This is a genomic window from Occallatibacter gabretensis, assembly GCF_001449115.1.
Taxonomy (GTDB): Bacteria; Acidobacteriota; Terriglobia; order Terriglobales; family Acidobacteriaceae; genus Telmatobacter; species Telmatobacter gabretensis.
The window spans coordinates 270,725-292,306 of the sequence record NZ_LAIJ01000010.1 but is presented as its reverse complement, the minus strand read 5'-3'; the positions used below and the strand labels follow the sequence as shown (position 1 = coordinate 292,306).

The 21,582-nt window shown below is 59.1% G+C and carries 16 protein-coding genes; 11 read left to right on the top strand and 5 right to left on the bottom strand.

The window, feature by feature from the left end:
* Position 1 precedes the first annotated feature (1 nt).
* Together lptE and VO84_RS17520 are read right to left on the bottom strand one after the other, a co-directional pair.
* Positions 2 to 523, bottom strand: coding sequence for an LPS assembly lipoprotein LptE (gene lptE / locus VO84_RS17525; RefSeq protein WP_058189037.1), 522 nt, complete (start codon positions 521 to 523; stop codon positions 2 to 4).
* A 53-nt stretch (positions 524 to 576) separates the two neighbouring features.
* Positions 577 to 1,431, bottom strand: coding sequence for a class I SAM-dependent methyltransferase (locus VO84_RS17520; protein WP_058189036.1), 855 nt, complete (start codon positions 1,429 to 1,431; stop codon positions 577 to 579).
* Between the two features lie 170 nt (positions 1,432 to 1,601).
* Here VO84_RS17520 and VO84_RS17515 point away from each other — a divergent pair, with 170 nt between their 5' ends.
* From VO84_RS17515 to VO84_RS17480, 8 genes are all read left to right on the top strand, one after another.
* Complete coding sequence (locus VO84_RS17515; protein WP_058189365.1) at positions 1,602 to 2,021, top strand: EamA family transporter; 420 nt, start codon at positions 1,602 to 1,604, stop codon at positions 2,019 to 2,021.
* 35 nt (positions 2,022 to 2,056) lie between these two features.
* Complete coding sequence (locus VO84_RS17510) at positions 2,057 to 2,587, top strand: shikimate kinase (protein WP_058189035.1); 531 nt, start codon at positions 2,057 to 2,059, stop codon at positions 2,585 to 2,587.
* 104 nt (positions 2,588 to 2,691) lie between these two features.
* Positions 2,692 to 4,116, top strand: a complete 1,425-nt coding sequence (locus tag VO84_RS17505; RefSeq protein ID WP_058189034.1) for a hypothetical protein — start codon at positions 2,692 to 2,694, stop codon at positions 4,114 to 4,116.
* Positions 4,117 to 4,173: 57 nt separating this feature from the next.
* Positions 4,174 to 4,434, top strand: coding sequence for a hypothetical protein (locus VO84_RS17500; protein WP_058189033.1), 261 nt, complete (start codon positions 4,174 to 4,176; stop codon positions 4,432 to 4,434).
* Positions 4,412 to 4,861 (top strand): PIN domain-containing protein, encoded by a 450-nt coding sequence (locus VO84_RS17495; RefSeq protein WP_058189032.1) that lies wholly within the window; start codon positions 4,412 to 4,414, stop codon positions 4,859 to 4,861. Before VO84_RS17500 ends, VO84_RS17495 begins: the two co-directional genes overlap by 23 nt.
* A gap of 66 nt (positions 4,862 to 4,927) precedes the next feature.
* Complete coding sequence (gene cyoE, locus VO84_RS17490) at positions 4,928 to 5,896, top strand: heme o synthase (protein WP_082662121.1); 969 nt, start codon at positions 4,928 to 4,930, stop codon at positions 5,894 to 5,896.
* Positions 5,897 to 5,902: 6 nt separating this feature from the next.
* Positions 5,903 to 6,454 carry a DUF420 domain-containing protein gene (locus VO84_RS17485; protein ID WP_058189031.1) on the top strand — a complete coding sequence of 184 codons (552 nt, stop codon included), beginning with the start codon at positions 5,903 to 5,905 and terminating at the stop codon, positions 6,452 to 6,454.
* A 17-nt stretch (positions 6,455 to 6,471) separates the two neighbouring features.
* Positions 6,472 to 6,741, top strand: coding sequence for a hypothetical protein (locus VO84_RS17480; RefSeq protein ID WP_058189030.1), 270 nt, complete (start codon positions 6,472 to 6,474; stop codon positions 6,739 to 6,741).
* 68 nt (positions 6,742 to 6,809) lie between these two features.
* Here VO84_RS17480 and VO84_RS17475 read toward each other — a convergent pair whose 3' ends face one another.
* On the bottom strand, positions 6,810 to 7,607 hold the full coding sequence (locus VO84_RS17475; RefSeq protein ID WP_058189029.1) for a hypothetical protein: 798 nt from the start codon (positions 7,605 to 7,607) through the stop codon (positions 6,810 to 6,812).
* Positions 7,608 to 7,856: 249 nt separating this feature from the next.
* On the opposite strand from VO84_RS17475, the gene VO84_RS17470 reads away from it, so the two are divergent.
* Entirely contained in the window at positions 7,857 to 8,339 is a 483-nt protein-coding gene (locus tag VO84_RS17470) for a single-stranded DNA-binding protein (protein ID WP_058189028.1), read from the top strand.
* A 189-nt stretch (positions 8,340 to 8,528) separates the two neighbouring features.
* Positions 8,529 to 11,552, top strand: coding sequence for a glycosyl hydrolase family 28-related protein (locus tag VO84_RS17465; RefSeq protein ID WP_058189027.1), 3,024 nt, complete (start codon positions 8,529 to 8,531; stop codon positions 11,550 to 11,552).
* Positions 11,553 to 11,642: 90 nt separating this feature from the next.
* On the opposite strand, the gene VO84_RS17460 is transcribed toward VO84_RS17465, so the two are convergent.
* Both VO84_RS17460 and VO84_RS17455 read right to left on the bottom strand, forming a co-directional pair.
* The gene (locus VO84_RS17460; RefSeq protein ID WP_058189026.1) at positions 11,643 to 15,071 is read right to left on the bottom strand and encodes an FG-GAP-like repeat-containing protein; all 3,429 of its coding nucleotides are present in this window, start codon (positions 15,069 to 15,071) and stop codon (positions 11,643 to 11,645) included.
* 65 nt (positions 15,072 to 15,136) lie between these two features.
* Entirely contained in the window at positions 15,137 to 19,162 is a 4,026-nt protein-coding gene (locus VO84_RS17455) for a protease pro-enzyme activation domain-containing protein (RefSeq protein WP_197414095.1), read from the bottom strand.
* Positions 19,163 to 19,510: 348 nt separating this feature from the next.
* Between VO84_RS17455 and VO84_RS17450 the strand changes: the two genes are divergently transcribed.
* Positions 19,511 to 21,559, top strand: coding sequence for a winged helix-turn-helix domain-containing protein (locus tag VO84_RS17450; protein ID WP_058189024.1), 2,049 nt, complete (start codon positions 19,511 to 19,513; stop codon positions 21,557 to 21,559).
* Positions 21,560 to 21,582 lie beyond the last annotated feature (23 nt).

The following is a 21,582-nucleotide window of genomic DNA, read 5'->3' as shown; positions in this document are numbered from 1 at the left end:
TTTATAGCCCTTCCAGCACATCCGCCACCAGCGCCCGCGCAAAATTCCGCGCCAGCCGTTGCTCCGCCGCCGGGCTCTCGTCCAGATAAGTCGGCAGGTTGCTCGTGGACTGAAACTGCTCTCGATAGGTGTATTTTTTGTTCTCGTAGAGAACCTGCCCGTCCCGCCCGGTGAGCGTCACGGAGACCACAACCGTGATCAGAAAGCTCGAGGACTGCTCCGTCGCCGTGTTGTAGGTCAGCGGCATCACAGTCTGCTGCAGGATCGTTCCATGCAGCGTCACATCCGCATCGCCGTCGTTCTTAGGCGTCACCCGTAGCTTCGTCCGCGTGGCAAACTCGCGGATCACGGCCTCCGTCAACGCCGTCTCCGTGTGGTATGCCTCTGTATGCGTGGCAAAAACAGGCACAGCAAGCGTCTGCACTCCTGCCGGCAGATGCGTCGCCGCGCCTACTGTGTGGTAACCGCAGCCGGTAAGCATAAACACGCCGGAGACCAGCAACGCAAAAACAAACCTACGCATATGCCAATGGTAATAGGTCTGCCTTTTATCGAATGCCTTAGTCTCCCGGCCTCTTAAACCCACGCCGTCGTCCATATTCCAAAGCGCGCATCGCTCAACTTCAGCCCGTCCGCACGATCCGCAAAATATCGCTGGTTCATCTCGTCCGTGTCTACCTGCTCCACGCGATGAAACCCAGCCTGCCGAAACTCCGTTTCCATCTGCTCCTCCGTAAAAAAGAGCTGGAACGGCTCGCCGGCCGCAGCCACCCGCTCCGCAAGTCGGTCAAAAATCCCGCGTCGCTCCGGACTCAGTGTCTCCGGCGGAAACGCATAATCGAAGCTCACCGCAGAACCCGCCGGAAACCCTCCCACGGTCGCCAGTGTCGCTCGAAACGCCGGCAGCGTCAGATACGGCACCACGCCCAGCCAGCTGAAAAATGTCGGCTGGCTCGCATCCGCTCCCGCCGCGCGCAATCCCTCCGCCAGCGTCTGATGCTCAAAATCTACCGCCGCAAAGATCAGATTCTCCGGAACCGCCACGCCCGCCGTCTCCAGCACCCAGCGCTTCCACTCCTGCGTAGCCGGAAAGTCCACCTCAAACACTCTCAGCTCCGAAAACGGATTCCGGTACGCAAAGGTGTCCAACCCCGCACCCAGCACTACATACTGCCGTACCCCGGCCGCCACAGAATCCGCAAGCTGATCCTCTGCATAGCGGCTCCTCGCCGCCATCATGCACCGGAAATCCCGCCCTACCGGATGCATCGCCCGTTCCATATCGCGGTCGTATGACGGCCCGACCGTCTCCGGCGTCAGCAGCTGCGCCGTAATCGGGTCATTCAACACCGGCGGATGATCCGCCATCTGGTGCGCCGCGCGGCGTATCGCCACGCGCAGCGCAGTACGGCTTGGCTTTCCTGTCAGCATCCTCTTCGCAGTCTAACCAACTCCCCGGCGTACCATGAACTCCTGATGGCAGCTCAGTCTGAATTGGCTTTGTGTCAGGGCACGACTTCAGTCGTGCCGAAAAGGGCAGAAATAATGATTAGGCTTTAGCCCCCGAGGCGAAGACTGCTCAGCACACTATCATGAACTCCATGAACTGGATCGCATGGGCGCTTCTCTCCGCACTCTTCGCCGCCGCCACAGCCCTTCTGGCAAAAGTCGGCGTCGCGCATGTCGATTCCAACCTTGCCACCGCCGTCCGCACTAGCGTAGTGGTTCTCTTCGCCTGGGGAATCGCCATCGCCACCGGCAAGCACGTTGGCCTCCGCCAGCTCGATGGCCGCACCCTGCTCTTCCTCACGCTTTCCGGCCTCGCCACAGGTCTCTCCTGGCTCTGCTACTTCCGCGCCCTCCAGCTCGGCCCCGCCTCCCGCGTCGCACCGCTCGATAAGCTCAGTGTCCCCCTAGTCATGCTCTTCGCCTGGCTCCTCCTCGGCGAAAAGCTCACCATCCCCGCACTCTGCGGCGGCCTGCTGATCACCGCCGGAGCCGTAGTCATGGTGCTTGCCTGAACTCCGTGCCACATCCAGCCGATATTCTGAAAGCGATGACGGATCTGAGCACAATCTCTCACAGCATTCGCCAAATCGTCCTCACCGGCTTCATGGGTTCCGGTAAATCTACCGTTGGCCCGCTGCTCGCCACACGGCTCGGCTGGCAATTCATCGATGCCGACGACGCCATCGTGGGCGAGGCCCGCATGTCCATCCCCGAAATCTTCGCGCATCACGGTGAGTCTGCCTTCCGTCAGCGCGAGCACGAAACGATCGCCCGCCTCATTGCCACAGACTCACTCGTCCTCGCCCTCGGCGGCGGAGCCATCGAGACCGCGGCCACACGCGATCTACTCCTCACCAGCCCCGGCACACGTCTCATCCATCTCGAAGCCTCGCTCGAGACCTCCCTCACCCGCTGCAGCGGCACCGAATCCATCCGCCCCCTCCTCGCCGACACCGCCAACCTCCGTGCTCGCTATGAAAAGCGCCTCCCTCTCTATCGCATTGCGCATCATTCCATCCCCGTCGACGCGCTCACACCGGAAGAAGTCGTCCAAGCCATCCTCATGCGCCTCCAGTAGCCGGAAACATTCACTGCCCCCGCGGTGTCTAAATAAGCAAGCAGACAAACTGCGTCTCAAGCCAATCTCTCTTCGGAAATCTCCATCATCCCTCTGGAGTGCGAGTGACACCGAGCGGCCAGACTCTATCCATCGATCCAGCCTCGGCCGAAACCGAGGGCATCGCGCGCTTTCCCCGCCTCGCCATCGTCAGCGGAATCGTAAACGCGCTGCTGGCCGCATGGCTCCTCATGATGTGGCACAACAGCTTCCAGCTTCCGCCTGCCGCACTTTTTCTTCCCGCACTCGCTTACGTGGCCTGCTCCACGCTCCTCGCCGCCGCCGGAGCACGCTATTACTGGCGTCAGGCTAAATTCCGCTCGTCCTTCACGCAGCAGGAACTCATGCTCACCTGGGCCACAGCATGGGTCTGGATGCCCGCCATCGTCCTCTTCCTGCGCCGCGATTTCATCTGGGCGCCCCTGCTAGCAGCCCTCGCCGCCGCGCTCCCCGCCTGTTCCATGCAATGGCTGCGAACAAAAGCAGAACGCGTCCACCCCTCCGATACCATCGGCCAGCCAGTCCCGCAACCCATCTTCGCCGCAACCCTCCAACCCATCCCGTGGGACTGGCACGGCCTCATCATCGCCATCTGCGTCTACGCCACCTGTGCATCCTTTTTTGACGGAGACACCCCGCTCGCCTGCATTATCGCTGCCGCCGGAGCATTTCTGTTCGCACAGCGCCATGCAGTCGCATGGAACGGCCGCGCAGAAGTATTGAGCTCTTCCCGCCGCTCTCAAACGCGCCTCATCTGGTCCGCTCTGCTCGCCATATTGGTCACGGCGCTTGCGCTCATACCCGGCCAGCAATCCAGCGGAGGATTCGGCATCCTACCCGTAGCCGCAAAATCCACAAAAACCACCAAGAAGCCGGATATTACCGAACCCGGCGGCCTCGGCAGTTATCACAGCGTCATACTCTGGCCGCAAAAGCCGGAGAAGCAGCTCATCGTACCTCCGGATCTGCTAAACGCCGCGCCTTTGACCCAACCGCAGACCATCCATTTCAGCGGCGAGTACTGGTACTTTGAAGCTCCCGCGGAAGAGCCCGGCCCAAACGCGCACACGGCTCACGGCAACCCAATGGACGTCAGCATTCACACGCTGAACACCAGGCCGCTCATGATGCAGGCGCACCAGAAGCTCGCCAAACCCATCCCCCTCTCCACCGTCCGCGCCATCGACATAACCATGCTCAATCGCGATAACGACCCCGGCATACTTTCAATCGGCGTATTCCTGACGGATTCAGCAGCATCGGACTATAAAGGCGGCCTGGACCTCGGCCTGCAGCCGCTCACCTCAACCCAGCCGGATCACTTCGCAGTAAAAACCGTGCCAGTCTCCGAAAAACTGCACTTCGTCATTCCCGCACAATCCCGGCAGCACCGCTTTGACGGAATCACCGTAATGATCCTGCCCGCCGCCAACCGCATGCACTCAGGCGCGCGCGTCGCCATCGACCATTTCGACCTCGTTCCGCGATAAAATTGATTTTCACTGACTGCACGTGCTACACGTATTACACGTGAAAGGAGCCCTCCCATGCCTGCAACGGATGAAAAACAGAACATCACCGTCCGACTGAGCAAGGAGACCATCCAGAAGGCGCGCATACTAGCCGCGCGGCGTTCTACTTCGATCAGTGGCTTGCTGGCGAGCCAAATAGAAGAGCTTGCCGCAGAAGAAGACGCTTACGACCACGCGATGAAGCATGCCATTGCCATGATGGAGAAGGGGTTCCATCTCGGAGGCGTTCACAAGATCGACCGGGAAGAACTACATGACCGAGATAGTCTTCGTTGATACCAACATTCTTATTTATGCCTTTGACGCCGATGCGGCTCGTAAGCATGAAATCGCAAAAGAGATTTTGAAAAATCTCTGGGAACAGAAGACCGGCGCGATCAGTATGCAGGTCTTGCAGGAGTTCTACAACAACGTAACCCGCAAGATCGCTACACCGCTCTCGCAGGAGCTGGCGCGCATAATCGTGCGCCACTATTCGCAGTGGTGCATCCAAACAACTCCTGCGGAAATAAATCAGGCGTTTCAAATTGAAGACCGCCATCATATAAGTTTCTGGGACGCTCTAATCATCGCAGCAGCAGAAAAAGCCGGCGCGGCCCACATTCTGACGGAAGATCTGAACCACGGCCAGCTAATCGAAGGCATCCGGATCGAGAATCCATTCAAGTCCCATGCCTACATCGCTCCACTTGGTATCATCTAAAGAGAGGCCCCGCACGCCACGCAATCCATCCGGGCCACTTTTCCTGCCGAGGTTTCTACCCTCCCGATGGCTCCAGCTTCCCAGGCCGCAGTTCCGGATTCTGTTTCAGGCGCACTCCACGTGCCGAAGCCGGGAACAACCGCGCAGCTGATCCATGACATTCAGGAGCTCTTCAAGCCCCGCGTCACAACCATGGTCGTCGTCACCGGCTGGGCGGGCTTCTACCTCGGCTCCATGCAGTCAGGAATCTCCAGCCTCCAGCGCGGCCTCCTCGACACCCTCTTCGGCATCGCCCTCGTCTCCGCCGGCGCCAGCGCACTCAACCAGTCCATTGAGCGCAAATCAGACGCCCGCATGAAGCGCACCGCCGACCGCCCTCTGGCCGCAGGCCGTTTCCCGCTCGCCGTCGGCGTCCTCGCCGGCCTCGCAGCCCTCGCCCTCGGCGCAGGCTGGCTCGCGCTCCACACCAATCTCCTCACCGTAGCGCTGGCGCTGCTCACAGCCTTCACCTACGTCGCCATCTACACACCGCTCAAGCGCCTCACCACGCTCGCCACCTTCATTGGAGCTTTCCCCGGCGCCATGGGCCCTCTGCTCGGCTGGACCGCCGCCCGCGACCGCATCGAGTGGCCCGCCGTCGCACTCTTCGCCATCCTCTTCGTCTGGCAGTTTCCGCACTTCATGGCCATCTCCTGGATGTACCGCGCGGAATACGGCAAAGCCGGCATCAAAATGCTGCCCGTCGTCCAGCCCGATGGCTGGTCCACCGTCATTGAGGCTCTCGTCTACGCCGTAGTCATGATTCCCGTCAGCCTCGCGCCATGGTATCTCGGCATGACAGGCCTAACCTACGCCATCATCGCCGCCATTCTCGGCCTCTTTTATCTCGGCTACACCATCCGCTTTGCCGGAATCCTCCGCACCACCGACGAAGCCCGCAGCCGCATGCTCGCCCGCGACCTGCTCAAGGTCAGCGTCATCTACCTGCCGCTGCTCATGACCGCGCTCATGCTCTGCGCCATCGCCAAACACTAAAGGACTATGACGACTCTGACATCCGCTCCAAAAGACAACTCCCGCGCCGCCATCGCTGCCATCCTCGCCATCAGCACGGCAGCCACGCTTTTCCTTTTCTGGCTCATCTACATACATCCGGCCTCAGACACCACCGGCACGCAATATGCCTTCCTGCCCACGCTCAACGCTATCTTCAACGGTCTCAGCGCCGTCTCGCTGCTCATCGGCTTCACTTTCATCAAAGCACGCAAGATCGCCCAGCATCGCGCGGCCATGATCACGGCCTTTATCTTTTCCACGCTCTTTTTGATCGGCTACATCTTGCACCACAAACTGCACGGCGATGTACTCTACCCGGCTCACGCTGCCTTCCGCACCTTCTATCTCTGGCTACTCGGCAGCCACATCCTTCTCGCCATCGTGGCATTGCCGCTCGTGCTCGTGACCTTCTTCTTCTCGCTCACCGGCCGCATCCGCCAGCACCGCGTCGTCGCCCGCTGGACATTCCCTATCTGGCTCTACGTCTCCGTCACCGGCGTCATCACCTACGTGATGCTCCGCCTGGCCCTAAGCTAATCAGGTCCTAATACACAATGGGTGAACGAAACAGCCACGCAGCTCTCAACCGCCAGGACGGCACCATCCAGCTTCTCCGCTCGGGTGGAAGCATGCTCGGCACAGGCATCCTCGCGGCCCTGCTGCTGGAAGCGCTCCTCGGCGGCTTCTCCGCCACCGGCGCACACACCAACAGCGGCTGGCTCGCGCTCATCGTCGCACTCATGTGCATTCCCTTCGGCGTCCTCCTGCTCCTGCTCGGCACAGCCAAATGGTTCCGCAACCGCCGCATCAGCCACATACGTTAAACTCAAGCCCGCAAAAACAATCAGGGCGCGACAATCGTCGCGCCCTGTGAATCAAAGCTCAAAACAAATTACTGATTCGCAACCGTCCGCGGAGTAACCTCCCGCACCGTGTACCCCTCCGGCAAGCGGAACAGCGCCGCATCCGGCTCACCCGGCGTAAACTCCGTCACCTCGCGCGTCGTCGTGCCGGAGCGCGGATCATCATTCGTGCTCATCAGCACAATTGCGTACTCCCTCGACGACCACGTCTCCTGTATCGTCGTGATCGGCTGGTCGTTGCCCTCCCGCGCCGCCGGAATCACCCGCGTAATACGGATACCCTTCGCATTCACGCCGACAATGTTCTTCGTTCCCAGGTCTTCACGCTGCACATCCGGATTCTGCCTGCGAACCGGCTGCTCCGTCTGAATCGTCGGAGCTATCCGCGTAGCTGTCGTCTGAGTCGGTCTCGCCTGCATCGTCGCCGGGTCAGGCCGCTGGGTCACCGTCGCCTCCTTAGTAGTGGAGTTCCACGAGGTTGTTGTCCGCGCCACCGTATCGAAAATGTGGTAATTCACCATCTCGCGCGGCTGCCCATCCGATCCCGTCGGAAGAGTGTTGTGTGTCTCCGTATAGGACCGTCCGCTGGAGTCGCGCGCAAACTTCGTCGTCGATTCATGCGTAACAGTGGTGCCGTTGGCCAGCGTCTGCACCTGCTTTTCTGTCCACGTAGCCGAGTACGGCTGCTTGGACATGCCTTCCATCGACCCAGCACCAAAGGTCGATGTGCCAATCCCCTGGGCTAGAATCTGCGGCGCAGCAGCGGCAAACAAGGAACCAGCCGCAAGCACACACACAAACCCCGGTACAAATCCGGTTACGCGCATAGGAACCTCCTGAATTGAACTAAGGATAACCGCGAGAGAGGAGCTTCTGTCCGAATGGACGCCAAATTTTATCTTTAGTTAAAGCCAAATCGACCGGCACACGTGATTTTTCGTCCTAGGGGCAAAAAGTACAACAAAGTCGCAGGTCTTACCTCATCCGGTTTTTCGGACTCAATGAGGCGCTAAAGGCGCAGATGCCTGGACGGCCAGTCCTCTGCTATTCTTTTTCCTTACCGGAGAGCATTCACCATGGCAAAAAGCGTCAATAAAGTCATCCTGTTAGGCAACGTGGGCAAAGATCCCGAAATCCGTTCCACGGGCGGCGGCACCATGGTCGCCAACTTCACGCTCGCCACCAGCGACCGCTTCCAGGACGCCTCCGGCAACTGGCAGGACCGCACCGAATGGCATAATCTCGTCGCCTTCAAACGCACCGCGGAAATCGTCCGCGACTACGTCAAGAAGGGCACCAAGCTTTACATCGAAGGCAAGATCCAGACCCGCAGTTGGGACGACAAGGAATCCGGCCAGAAGAAGTACCGCACCGAGATCATCGTCAATGATCTCTCCCTGCTCTCCGGTCGCGAAGAGGGCGGCTCCAGTGGAGGATACAGCCGCGGGACGAGTTCCAGCTCTGGTTCCACCGCTGGCTTCGATCAGCGCCAGCCCTCTGGCGGCGGCGACGAATACGCCAACCAGGCCGAAATCTCCGACGACGACATCCCGTTCTAACAAGCGTCTCAGCACCAAGCTCCACAAAAAATCGGTAAAGCTGCTTTCCAAACAGCTTTACCGATTTTTTTGTTTGTCTCACACATTGCGCTTGAGCACGCTCGCAGCTCTCTCTGCTGCGTCCGATATGCTGGATTCCGCAGTTCAGTCGCCAGTTATCCAGTGGCCCTGTTTCCGGTGGAGAGTCCCATGAAGCTGTCCTTGCTGCTCGCCCTCGCGCTATCCCTGTGCCCCGCCTCATTCGCATCGTCCAGCACCATCACCACACGCCCCGACGATCCCCACGCCGTCTATCTCGATGCGCCCAGCGCAAATGCCGATAGCTCCGCTGCGCTGCAAGCCGCCATCGACAAAGCTGAAGGCCCGGCCCGTGAAGGTCTTGTCTTTATTCCCACTGGCCGCTATAGACTCACGCGCACTATCTATCTCTGGCCCGGAGTGCGTCTCATCGGCTATGGCGCAACACGTCCCGTCTTCGTGCTGCCGCCCAACACTCCCGGCTTTCAAAAAGGCATGGGCGTCATGGTCATCTTCACTGGCCTGTCTCGCACCCAGCCCACCCGCGCCGGCGGACCAATCCCCTTTCCACCGCCCGGCTCTGTACCGCCAAATAATAACGTCGCCGACGCCAACCCCAATACCTTCTATTCGGCCATGAGCAATATCGATTTCGAGATCGGCGAAGGCAATCCCGCCGCAGTTGCTGTCCGCTTCCACGTGGCGCAACACGCCTTTCTCACCCATATGGACTTCCACATCGGCTCCGGTCTCGCCGCGCTTTATCAGGTCGGCAACGAGGCCGAGGACGTGCATTTCTACGACGGACGTTATGGAATTCTCACCGAAAAGACCTCTCCCGCGTGGCAGTTCACCCTGATCGACTCCACCTTTGATGGCCAACGCGATTCCGCAATCCGCGAGCACGAAGCCGGCCTCACGCTGATCCGCGACACCTTCCGCAATCTGCCTACGGCAATCGATATCGACGAGGGCTATCCTGACCAGCTCTGGGTAAAGGACTCGCGCTTCGAGAACATCCCCGGCTCCGCAGTCGTCATCAGCATGGAGCAAAGCCCTCTCACCGAGATCGGCTTTGAGAACGCCAGACTGAATCGTGTGCCCACCTTCGCACGTTTTCGAAACAGCGCCAAAACCGTCCCAGGCAAAGGCAATCAATACATCGTGCGCGCATACAACTACGGCCTGATCCTACCCGGTGAAGGGCAAATGGGGCAGATGGGCGAGCGCTATGATGCATGGGCTACCGACACAGACGCGAACCTTCCACCCGCCATTCGCGCCCTCCCGCCCAGCAGCGAATGGATCAACGTCCACACCCTCGGCGTAAAAGGCGACGGCACAACAGACGACACCGCAGAAATCCAGCAGGCCATCGACACACACCGCGTTCTGTATTTCCCAAGCGGCCATTACATAGTGCGCAACACGCTCACCCTCAAGTCCGACACAATACTGATCGGCCTTCATCCCACACTCACGCAGATCGACCTGCTCGACGAAACTCCCGGCTACGAAGGCATCGGCGCACCCAAACCCGTGATCCTCGCTCCGTCAGGAGGCGCGAACATCCTCAGCGGCATCGGCGTGTTCACCGGCGGCACCAACCCCCGCGCCGTAGCAGTGCTCTGGAAAGCCGGCGAACAATCACTCATCGACGACGTTCGCTTTCTCGGCGGCCACGGCAGCGGCACCAACCCCTACAACAACAACCACACCGCCGACCCCGACCTGCGCAAGCGCTGGGACGGCCAGTATCCAAGCCTGTGGATTGCCGATGGCGGCGGCGGCACCTTCACCGACATCTGGACCCCGAACACCTTCGCGCAGGCCGGCTTCGTCGTCTCGAACACCAAAACCCCAGGCCATGTTTACGAGCTCTCGAACGAGCACCACCTCCGCAACGAGATTAAGTTCGATCACGTCGAGAACTGGGACATCAATGCCCCGCAAACCGAAGAGGAAGCCGGCGAAAGTCCCGAGGCGCTCTCGCTAGAAATCAGCGACTGCCGCAACCTCACCTTTGCCAACTACCACGCCTATCGCGTCACACGCTCGCGCGCGCCGTTTCCCGCCGCCGTTCGCATCTACAACTCATCCGGCATTCACTTCCGCAACCTTCACGTCAACGCGGAAAGCGGCTACGCCATCTGCGACAACAACGGCTGCGGAACATTCCTGCGACTCAGCAAGTTCCCATATGAAAACGCCATTGAGGACATAACCCATCATCTCGAAGTCCGCGAGCGCGAGTTCACAGTCCTCGACATTCCCTCCGATCCGCCCCAGCCGACGGCATCGGATGCCTCCGCAGTTCTTGCTCCTGATGCCACCGTAAAAAAACTCGAAGATGGTTTCTTCTCGATCTCCGGCGCAGCAGTAGACTCCACGGGCAAGCTCTACTTCGTCGATCATCACAACCAGCGCATCTACACATGGTCTGCAAAGCAGGGCCTGAGCATCGAGCGAGATAATCCTCTCGATCCCGTCAACCTCGCCTTTGACAAATCCGGCAATCTGCTCGTGCTCTCCTCGGCCGGCCCTGAAGGCACGGTCTACTCCTTCCATCCCGGCACATCGGCAGAAGAGCTCACAGTGCTCACTCCGCAACCAGCACAGCCCCATCCAAATGCATCCGTCATTCTCCCCGGCAACTGGTGGAACAACGGCGAATTCCAGGATCAGCTGAATCTCGATACGCTGAGATTTACAACCCTCGCCGAGCTATTCGCCACAGATGCAACCACACCGAAAGCCCGCGAATACGTCTCGCCCGACGGCAGCGTGTTTCTGCCCGCAGGCCGCGTCTTCCAGCAAGGCCCAGCCACGGATAGCTCAGGCTGGCGCTTCAGTGACAACCTTGACACCTACGGCTTCCTCACCGCGGAGCCCGGCCAGCGCGTCTACGTCTCAAGCGAATCCGAAGACATCACCTACGGAGCCAAAGTGAACGCCAACGGCACTCTCGCCGATCTCAAGCCCTTCGCACAACGCGGCGGAGAAAGCGTCGCGGTCGACAGCAATGGCAATGTGTACATTGCGAACGGCCAGATCTTCGTCTACTCGCCCCAGGGCAAACAGATCGCACAAATCGATGTGCCCGAGCGTCCACTTCAGTTAATCTTTGGCGGCTCCAACCATAAGACGCTCTTCATTCTCGCGCACCACGCATTATTCGCAACACAAGTTCGCTAACATTCTTCAGCAGCAACAATCAGCATCCACAAAAAGAAACGGCTGCCCTCTTCCATTTCTGAAGAGGACAGCCGCGTGTATATGCAGAGATTAGTTCGACTGCACTGTGAGTGTGATGGTTGCCGTTTGCACCGCCGTAGTGTTGGTTGCCGGCGTCGCTGTAACTGTCAGCGTGTAGGTGCCCGCCTTCGCCACAGCAATGCCTGACCCGCCGCCGGTGCAACCAGTCATCCCCAAAGCTGAGAAGCCCAGCAACACGATCGGCACAATCAGCAGCACCCGCTTGCGGAACTTCCATCCCGCAACCAGGCAGAAGATGCTGGCCAGGCTTGTGATTCCAGAAGCCTTCTGGAGCAGGCTTGGCTGCGTATTGCTTGCGGTCGTCGAGGTGGTAGCACTGACGACCAGCGATACGGACCCGGTGCCTCCCGCAGCCAGAGCCACGGATGTGGGATTCACTGTGCAGGTAGCATTCACCGGAGCGCCGCTGCAGGTGAAGTTGATGGTGTCGTTGAAGGTGGCGTTAGCCGCCAGACTAAACGGCATCACGCCAGTCTGGCCGGGTGTTAGGGTCATAGTACTCGCGTTGGTGAGCGTAAAGGCCGGCGCAAGCGTCGTAACCGTCATCGCGGAAGCAGTCGACGTAACAGGATTGCTGTTCGTATCGCCCGCGTAAACCGCCGTGATGGAGTGCGCGCCCACTGCCAGCGTCGAGCTGACAAAGGTGGCCACACCGCCGCTAAGGCTGCCCGATCCCAGCTGCGTGGTTCCGTCATAGAACCAGACTGTGCCGGTAGGAGCAGGCCGTCCGGTCATCGCCGCAGTGATCGTTGCGGTCAATGTCTCCGCCGTTCCAAAGGCAATCGATGAGCCGGAGCTCGTCAGAGCAATGCTGGAACCGCCCTGGCCAAGGAAGAGCCCTGGGCCGTAACCGGTCTGCACGATCAGGTCCGCCGCATTATCCGAGTAGAAGTTACCCGCAAACACCATTTCGGAGTTAAGCGACTCAAGCTGGTTGATGGGATTGGTGAATGCTCCTCCGCCCGTGCCAAGCAGCGTCGAAAGCCCATAGTAGGTGTTTGGCTGGCCAATCGTTTGATACAGCGCAACGTTCAGATCAGGAATCCCATCGTTGTTCACATCGGTCAGCGTACCGTTCAAGAAGAAGTTGCCGGTGCCAATCTGCGTAGGCACGTTAAAGGTGCCATCGCCGTTACCGGGAATAAGCAGGATGCCTGCGGTGGTGTAAGCATCGGTTGCGGTCTGTTCGCCGTCAGAAAGCAGAATCACATCCTGCTTGCCATCCTGGTTAAAGTCGCCCACGATAACCTGGCTCACCATATAGTTCGAATTGATAGTGATGCCGTTGCCGAACGTGCCATCGCCGTTGCCGGGAAGCAGATCGACGGAAAAAGTGCCGGGGGTATAGAACGGTGTGTCATCCACAACCAGGTCCATCTTGCCGTCGCCGTTCATATCCGCAATCGAGGCAGAGTAAAGCTCGGTACCGTATGCATTGAATACAGGAGCCGCATAACTGCCGTTTCCTTGGCCCAGCAGCACGTAATAGCCGGATCCCGTGGTGACGGTGCCACTGCAGATCGAGTCACCGGGATACGGCGCAACGATGTCGGGAATCCCATCCCCGTTGATATCGCCCACAGCCGCATAGGCAATCTCGCACGCAGATGTAATGCCCAGCGACTTCGGCGTCTGGTAGGTGCCGTCGCCATTTGAAAGCGCCATCGACAAGCTGCCGTCCCAGCCGGCCAGCAGAAGATCCTGCTTCCCATCGCCATTCAGGTCAGCCGTAATCGGTTCGATATAGGCCAGGTTGGGAACAGTGGCTTGTGCCAGGCCCGTCACATACGTGAAGTTGCCCTTGCCATCGCCCAGGCCGGTCACAATATCGCCCGTATAGTCGTCGATGTAAACAGCGCTGCTGAATCCCTTCCCTTGCACATCGGCCACTGTACCGAGTGAAAGCCAGAAGGGGCTGACCGGAGTGACGAGCGAAGAAGCCAGTGCCGGCGCGGCTGCCAGCGTAGTCGTTCCGTTTCCGGTGAAGATCGATACTTGCTTGTAGTCTTCGCCCAGATGGCCGATATCAACTTTGCCGTCGCCGTCAAAGTCAGCCACCATGGCGCTCTCATATCCGCCCGCGTCAATGGTATAAAAATTCCCGGTCGGCGGCTGCCAGAAGGTGCCGTCACCCTTGCCGGTCCATATGCCGAGAGTGCCGTTTTCCTGAATCAGGTCCGGAATCCCGTCGCCGTTCACATCAGCAAAGACATATTGATCCGCTCCGCCAATAGGACTGCTTACAGCCGTGGAACTGAAGCCGCCGGAACCAGTGCCGAGTGCCACAAGCAATACGCCATCACCTTCGGCCGTAATGTCCAGGTTCCCGTCATTGTTCACATCCGCAATCTGCACGCCGCCCTGGCTCATGCCATCAAACGGATTAAAGATTCCAGGCTGAAATGTTCCGGAGATAACCGCATTCGTGTTCAACGCGCTGAAGGTGCCATCGCCGTTGCCCAGAGAGGTCGTCACGGTCACCGTTCCCGATGAAACGTACTCCCAGTACTCAATCGCCAGGTCGAGCTTGCCATCCTTGTTCAGATCACCCAGCGCCAGGGCGGCAATGCTCAGGTCCAGCTGCGGAGCACCCGGAAAAGTATAGGTCTGCGTCTGCGCGCCACTCGGTGTCTTGAACGTCAGGTCGCCATTCCCGAGAAACGTCGACACCGTCATGCTGCTGCCGGTGAAGCCTGCATTAAATGCCACCGCAACAATGTCCGGAAAGCCGTCATTGTTCACATCGCCAATCGCTACCGAGGCAAGATTCCCGGGAATCGAAAAGCTGGTCGCTGTCGGCGTGCCGAAGGTGCCGTTCTTCAGATTCGGATACACGATAAAGGCGTCGTTGCCTGCGTCAAGAACAACCACGTCAGGATAGCCGTCATGGTTCACGTCGGCCAGAAACGACTGCTGGGCATACGTCGTGGAGTAATTCGGATTCGTGTACGCCACGAGAGAACCAAAGCCGCTTCCGCTGTTCAGCATCACGTTCAGTGTGCCGTCGGACTGCACAATAGCAATATCCGGCTTGCCGTCCTTATCAAAGTCTGCAGTCAGCGCCGCATTAACGCCGCAGTTGTAAGGGTCGACGATGCACGAAGATTCCAGGCGAGCCGGATAGTTCTTCGAATTCAAAAATCCGCCGAAGTTCGGCACAATGTTCGTCTGCCCGGCGTCAAACGGCTTCGCGTCAAGGCCATTGCGGGACTGTCCCGCGGCGCTCAGCCGCTGCTGCAAATGTGGAAGGAATATCTTTTCCAGTGGCGTGCCGCGCTTGCTGGCGCCCGGTCTGGTGGCTGCGGCTTCCTGCCTGCGCGCATTGATCCCCGCGTGAGGCACTGGAAGCAGAACGGTGGTCTTGCCGGTCTCGGCTGCGCCAGTCATTGCCGCGCAACCCAGGGTGATCGAGAGAAGTGTCCGAAACAATTTCGACATAAAGGCCTCACTGAGTGCGTGGTGTGTACTTCTGCAATGCTTTGAAACAGTTCACATCCGGGGATTTAGTTGACCGTCACGGAGACCGTGGCTTTTGAGGTGATCGTGCCGGTGGCTGCGTCTGTTCCGGTCACAGTAACTGTGTAGGTGCCGGCACTGGTTCCCCCAGTGGAACCGCCACCGCCGCCGCCAGTACCACCTCCACCACTGCCCCCAGAGCTCGCGCCTCCGCATCCCGTCATCCACGCCGCACTAAGAGCGAGGAGAACCAGGGCAAATGGAATCAAGCGTCGACGTCTTGGCACGGCGAAGATCAGAATTGCCGCAAGCACCGCGCCCGCACCGCCTGCCACTCCAAATCGGACCGGCTTATTCAGCGCGCTCGTGGCCGCAGTTGTTGTAACGGTCAGTGTTCCGGTTGCAGTTCCTGACCCGGTGATGCTCACCGAGGTAGGCAGAGCGCAAGTCGGCGGATCGACAGGACTCGCAATGCTCGTTGTCACCGCGCAGGCCAGGTTCACCTGTCCCGTAAATCCGTTGGCCGGCGTCACGGTGATGCTTTCTGTATTACCTGTCGTAGCTCCCGGTGCAACCGTAATTGCTCCGCTGCCGGTCAGGCTAAAGCTCCCGGGCATAGTCGGGCCGGTCACCGTCAGGTTCACATTCGTCGTCGCCGTAACCTTGCCGGTCGTGGCATCGGTGCCCGTTACGGTCACCACATAGGCGCCCGGCGTAGTGCTTGTTGTAGTCGTAACTGTCAGGGAACCGCTGGGCGAAGTAGACCCTGCGGCAATGTCAACCGATGTAGGAACGGTGCAGGTAGGTGTGCTCGTTGCTCCGCTTGGGCTCGTGCTCACGGCGCAGGTCAAATTCACCAGTCCCGTAAAGCCGTTGGTCGGTGAAGCTGTGATCTTCGAGGTGTTGCCTGTTGTCGCTCCAGCCTCTACGGTGATCGCGCCACTGTTGGCCAGCGTAAAGCCCGCCTGCGTCACGGTAATCGTGAAGTTTCCAGTCGAGCCCGTGTAGTTGCTGTCGCCGCTGTAAGTCGCGGTAATAGTGTTCGCGCCGGCATTCAACACGCTGCCCTGCAGTGAATAAACCACATACGGCCCATCCGCGCCGTTGTTGCCGTAGCCCGGAGTCAGGTTTGTGAAGGTCGCTAGCGTCGCGCCGTTTGCTGTCAGCGTAAGCGTTCCGGTCGGGTCCGCGCCAAGGCTGGTCGTTCCCACGGTGACGTTAAGCGGCGTGGAAGCCAATGAGCTGATCGTCGCACTGGGCGCACTAAAGACGATGGCCGTTCCGCCTTTCACTACTGTGAAGTTGAACGGCGCACTGGTGCTGGCCTTGTAGCTTGCATCGCCCGCATAGGTCGCTGTAATTGAGTGCGCTCCGAGAGCGAATGTGGACGCCGATGTATTGCTTGAGCTCTCGTACAGAACTGAATTGCTGGCATTCAACGGCAGGTTGGAGGCAAGCGCCGCGCCATTGTCCAGTACAGACACGGTGCCGGTTGCAATTCCCTGCGTGTTCTGACCTTCTACAGTCCCCTCGATCTGCGCCTGTATCACTGCGTACGATCCATACGGCACGCTCGTCAACGTCGTGACGGGAACCAGTGTCGTGTTGACCGCATACAAGCCCACCGTCGTCGCTACGGTGCTGTCTTCGGCTGAAATCGTCACCGGGATGCCGTTCGAAGTGCTCCCCGCATCCGAGGTGTCACCGGCATAGTAGCCATTGACCGTATAGCTTCCGCCAGGCAAACCGTTGTAGATCGTAGTGCCGCTGCCGCCGGTCAGCGGAATGATCGTCTGCCCGTTGTTCTGCACGCCACCGGCAGTCTCATTGGCGTTATCGATGACGCTCACCGAACCAGTCGCTGCCGTTGGCGAAACAGAAGCCGCAAAGGTCAGCGCAGTTCCATGCACCACGTTGATCGGCCCAGTCGTCCCGTTAATCGTCAAGGATGTCGTGGTGTTAGCCAGACTCACCGAACTCCAGTTGTTCACCAGCTGCGCCACGTCGACGCTGCCAAGACCGGAAGCCTGGTCGTAGCCCGTGCCCGCGTTATACCCGGTCAGGAACCCGTTGCCGCCGCAATTTGGCGACCCGCTCGCGCAGACCACTGAATTGTTGCCCTCCGTCACGTCATGGAACACCGTGTTGTACTTCGATTGCGCCAGCTGGTAAAGCACATAGTCAGCCTGCCCCAGCCGCGAACCTGTCTTCTGCTCCACAAGTGCCAGCACGCCGGCCATCGTCGGAGCAGCAGCAGAAGTTCCGCCGTAGCCGCTGAAGCTTGTGGCACTCGTAAATGCGCCATTGTCGGTTATGCAGTCGGTATAAGGTGCAGGTGAACCATTGGCAGTGCTGTCCGAGCAAACCACCCACACAGCCTGGTACAAACCGTTTGCCGCGAGGAAAGAAACATCCGGAACGTCGCGCGAGTTATCATTCGGCGTCAGCGAACTCTGAAAAGCTGGCTTCGCGTATCCGCCCTGGCAGCTCGAAATGTCTCCAGTAGTTGTCGGGCTGATGCAGCTGCTCGCACCGCCGCTGCCCGCCACGATACTCGTTTTGCCGCCATTCAATAATGGCGAATTCGAGCTCAGGTCGCTATTCGTCTCAGTCGAGTTGTTCCATGGCTCTTCAGGAATGTAGGAAAGCGCCGTCCGATAATACGGCGGAGCACCGCTGTCTTCACTGCCGTTGCTGGAATCAACGGCATACATGCTGAAGTTCGCCGGCAGCACATCGTAATCCGTGCCGCCCACCGCAATGTTGTACGGAGTAGAAGCCAGGCCGCTTACCGCAAGTCCATACTGTGCCGACGTTTCAGCATTCGGGTTATCGCAGCTCGCCGAACCGTTGTCACCCGTGGAAACAGTAACGCTGATGCCTTGCGCCGCAGCCTGCTCCATCATCTCAAGTGCAAAGGTGTTGCCCGCCGTACCCAGCCCCGCCTCGCATCCCCCGAAACTGAGGTTAAGAATGCTCACCTGGTTGTCGTCCAACGCGCGCACTAGCGCATCGAAGATGCCCGTCTGCAGATCGGTGTTCGCGGCTACATATAGATAAAGCTTGGCCTTGGGCGCAAGGCCGCCGGAGATCTCGTTATCCAGCAGCGCTTCGCCCTCATCTCCGTTAATCCCCGGATCAACTCCGTCCACAATCACCGTAGGAAGGTTCGCGGTCGCCGCCGTCTCGTTCAGAAACGCCACCCGGTAGTTGCTCACATCGCCGATCGTGATATTCGAATCGCCGATAATGCCGATGTTGATCCCCGTGCCGTCGTAAGTCGTGCTGGTGTAATTCGCATTCAGCGTCGCATTCGGCGTGTCGTAGATCGTCGCCGCGTCCGCGGGATTCACATACAGATACGGCGTGCCGGTGCTGGTAAACAGCGTCAGATCCGGCTTGATGCTGCGGCTGGAAGTGTCATAGCGCGCCTGGCCGCCATACTGCGCCTGCGAAGTCGGACGGAAATCGTGCAGCGGCCCGACTCCAGCCACAACCGGCTTCAGTGCCGCCGGAATCTGAGGGTCTGAAACGTTTGCGAAGTGCGATGCGTCATTTACTTCGAAGACATGGATCGACGTATGAAACGCGCTCTCAACCTGGCCGAAGCTGCCGGAAAACTGAATCGTCGTTCGCGCCTTCGCCACGCGCTCGACCTTGAAGCCATGTCCCTGGAGCCAGGTTTTCAGCGTTTCGAGATCGGCGTCGCCCACTCCAAACTGTTTTCCGAATGCATCCGGCGTCAGCCACTTGTGGTAGCTCGCCGAGTGCGGATTCTGCACATCCGACAGGTACTGCGTCAACGCGTGCTGCTGCGTAGCGCTGCGCCGCAAAACAAGCTGAATGCTTCCGGTCGGCGTCGAAACAGCCGCCTCGCCTTTGTCGTATCTCGCCACGGCGAATGGATGCACGTTGCCCGACAGAGTGGCTCGATGCGCCTCGTCAATCGCCTCCGTAATCCGTGGAGTCGCCTGTACTGAAGATGCTGCTTGCGCCCACAAGCCGGAGCTGCTCGCTCCAGCCAATATCAGGGAAAGGGTTAAGCCGGAAACAAACGCCGAGATCGACCGCATTCTACGCAGAAAACCGCAAACCATATTCGCAATCCTTTGGAGGGTCTTTGAAGAAAGAAAGGTGAAGCCGGAAATGCAGTCGTGCAGAGGTGGTGGAAATTGAGTATTTGAACTTGCTGTGAATGTGATCCTAAGAACTGCCACGCATATGAGCAATTCTGGGAACCTAATTTTTTTCTAAACAATCTCTCGCATCGTATCTCTCACTATATCTAGCAATTGCGCCCCTTCCCGATCCGGGACTGCACGCAGATGGCGCCCTGCTGCGTGTTAATCTAACTTTGCATATTCATCCAGTTGTGCCTTTTGTGCCCTCATGGGTAGTGGAGCGGGTACAACCTTGGGGCCATGGCTAAACAGGTATTCGCATTTGCCGAGTTCACGTTTGACGCAGAAACCGGTACCTTAACGCGCAAAAAGCGCAGCGCACACTTGCCCGAACAGACCGCGCTGCTGCTTGAGGTGCTGCTCGAAAATGCGAACCAGCTTGTAAGCCGCGATGAGCTCCGTCAGGTCCTCTGGCCGGACGAAGAATTCCTCGACTACACCCAGGGAATCAATGTCGCCGTCAACCGGCTCCGCAACATCCTGCGCGACGATCCGCGCAATCCGCGCTTCCTCAAAACCATCCCCAAGCGCGGCTACAGTTTTTGCGGCGAGATCACAGTCATTCCCCGTTCGGCCCGGCCTGACAACCCGCCGGAGATTGTCTCGCCTGCCTTCGCACTTCCCTCTGACCTGCCCGACCCGCCCGCTCTGTTAGTCGCGCCTGCAGTAGATTTCTCCGCCGGCTCCCCGGTGACAGAAGAATTTCCTTCCGCTCCTCCGGCTTCCACATCAGAGACCCCTCCACGCACTACCTCACGGCCCCGATGGACCTGGATAGTCGCCTTGGTCGCCCTGGCCGCGGCAATTGCCATCATCGCCATCATTCGCTTGAAACCTGTACCCCCACCAGCCGCGCCCAGCCTCAGCCTCGGCATTGCGCCCATTCATGTTCACGGCGAGCCACAGGACTCCGATGTAGGCGAAGGCTTCCGGCTCGAGCTTAGCGATGCGCTTTCCAAGCTCCCGCGCGTCCAGGTGCGTGCGGCCAGCACCTTCACATCGTCAGACGCAGCGGAAGTGCCGCGCATCTCGAACGCATTGAATCTCGACGACGTGCTGCTCGGCAGCATGGTCCGCCAGGGTGACCAGTACGACCTCAAATTTGAGCTGGTGCGCGCCTCGGACGCCGTCCATCTCGCTTCCTTTGAATACAGCGGAGCAAAGAAGGACCTACCCGCACTCTGCGAGCGCCTGCAGCGGGACGTCTTCCACTACCTGCAATCGAACACCACAACCCTGCAAACGCTGAAAGGCAGCACAAACGACGCGCAGGCGTATGAGCTCTATCTTCAGGGCGCATATCAGATGTATGAGCGCGATCCCGATTCCCTCAAACGCGCGGCTGCCAATTTTCAGCTGGCCACGCAGCGTGACCCGAACTTCGCCGCTGCATACGCCGGAATTGCCACGGCATATTTAAAGCTCAGCGCCTATGACACCAACCCGCGCAATGGCCTGCTGAGCAAAGCCGAGGACGCGGCCCAGCGCGCAATTCAACTCAACCCCTCGCTGGCACAGGCGCATGCCGTCCTCGGCTGCATTGCCTATAAGCAGGATCGGAATTTTGTGCGCGGCGAGGCCGAGCTGCGCAACGCCATCCAGATCGATCCCACGCAGGCCGAGTATCGCAACTGGCTGGCTGTTTTGTTAGCCGTGGAAGGCCGCTTCAATGAAGCCCTCGACCAGCTTCACTATGCGCAGACCAACTCACCCTTCCTGCCTTCGGTCTATGCCATGCAGGGCCTTGTCGGCACCTATGCCCGCCAGAACAACATCGCCGTGGACGCGGCCAAGAAATACGTCGATCTGCTGCCCAACCTGCCCATCGCGCACAACACCTTGGCGTGGGTCTACTTTGAAACGGGCCACTATGAAGACGCAGTCCGCGAATGGCGTTACATGGCACAGTTGCAAAACGATCAGGCACGCATTGAGCTCGAAGACAAAGGCATGGATATCCTCAAAACCAAAGGCATCCGCGCCTATGCACAGTTGCGGCTTGAAGCCATCCACAATCGGCGAGGTGTGAGCCAGCTGAATGATTTTTCGCCCGCCGAGTGGCACGCCTGCGCCGGCAATCGCGACCAGACGCTGGCTGAGCTTGAACGGCTCACTGCATCACAGGACCCATACATGCTGCACGTCGCCGTGGACCCGCTCTATGATGCCTTCCACAAAGATCCAAAGTTTCTCGCTCTTGTAGCCAAGGCAGGCCTGACCGTCCCAGCCTCGCTCGAAAGCATCAACTCTCATCTCTGTGACTCAAACGGCAAAGCCAGAATCCAATAAGCGCATGACAGCACTCCTTGAAC

Excerpts from the sequence above, each read along its gene's own strand:
- VO84_RS17470 (WP_058189028.1), top strand. The coding sequence starts at position 7,857 with ATGGCAAAAAGCGTCAATAAAGTCATCCTGTTAGGCAACGTGGGCAAA.
- VO84_RS17465 (WP_058189027.1), top strand. The coding sequence starts at position 8,529 with ATGAAGCTGTCCTTGCTGCTCGCCCTCGCGCTATCCCTGTGCCCCGCC.
- lptE (WP_058189037.1), bottom strand. The coding sequence starts at position 523 with ATGCGTAGGTTTGTTTTTGCGTTGCTGGTCTCCGGCGTGTTTATGCTT.
- cyoE (WP_082662121.1), top strand. The coding sequence starts at position 4,928 with ATGGCTCCAGCTTCCCAGGCCGCAGTTCCGGATTCTGTTTCAGGCGCA.
- VO84_RS17460 (WP_058189026.1), bottom strand. The coding sequence starts at position 15,071 with ATGTCGAAATTGTTTCGGACACTTCTCTCGATCACCCTGGGTTGCGCG.
- VO84_RS17495 (WP_058189032.1), top strand. The coding sequence starts at position 4,412 with ATGACCGAGATAGTCTTCGTTGATACCAACATTCTTATTTATGCCTTT.
- VO84_RS17450 (WP_058189024.1), top strand. The coding sequence starts at position 19,511 with ATGGCTAAACAGGTATTCGCATTTGCCGAGTTCACGTTTGACGCAGAA.
- VO84_RS17500 (WP_058189033.1), top strand. The coding sequence starts at position 4,174 with ATGCCTGCAACGGATGAAAAACAGAACATCACCGTCCGACTGAGCAAG.
- VO84_RS17510 (WP_058189035.1), top strand. The coding sequence starts at position 2,057 with ATGACGGATCTGAGCACAATCTCTCACAGCATTCGCCAAATCGTCCTC.
- VO84_RS17515 (WP_058189365.1), top strand. The coding sequence starts at position 1,602 with ATGAACTGGATCGCATGGGCGCTTCTCTCCGCACTCTTCGCCGCCGCC.
- VO84_RS17455 (WP_197414095.1), bottom strand. The coding sequence starts at position 19,162 with ATGCGGTCGATCTCGGCGTTTGTTTCCGGCTTAACCCTTTCCCTGATA.
- VO84_RS17475 (WP_058189029.1), bottom strand. The coding sequence starts at position 7,607 with ATGCGCGTAACCGGATTTGTACCGGGGTTTGTGTGTGTGCTTGCGGCT.
- VO84_RS17485 (WP_058189031.1), top strand. The coding sequence starts at position 5,903 with ATGACGACTCTGACATCCGCTCCAAAAGACAACTCCCGCGCCGCCATC.
- VO84_RS17520 (WP_058189036.1), bottom strand. The coding sequence starts at position 1,431 with ATGCTGACAGGAAAGCCAAGCCGTACTGCGCTGCGCGTGGCGATACGC.
- VO84_RS17480 (WP_058189030.1), top strand. The coding sequence starts at position 6,472 with ATGGGTGAACGAAACAGCCACGCAGCTCTCAACCGCCAGGACGGCACC.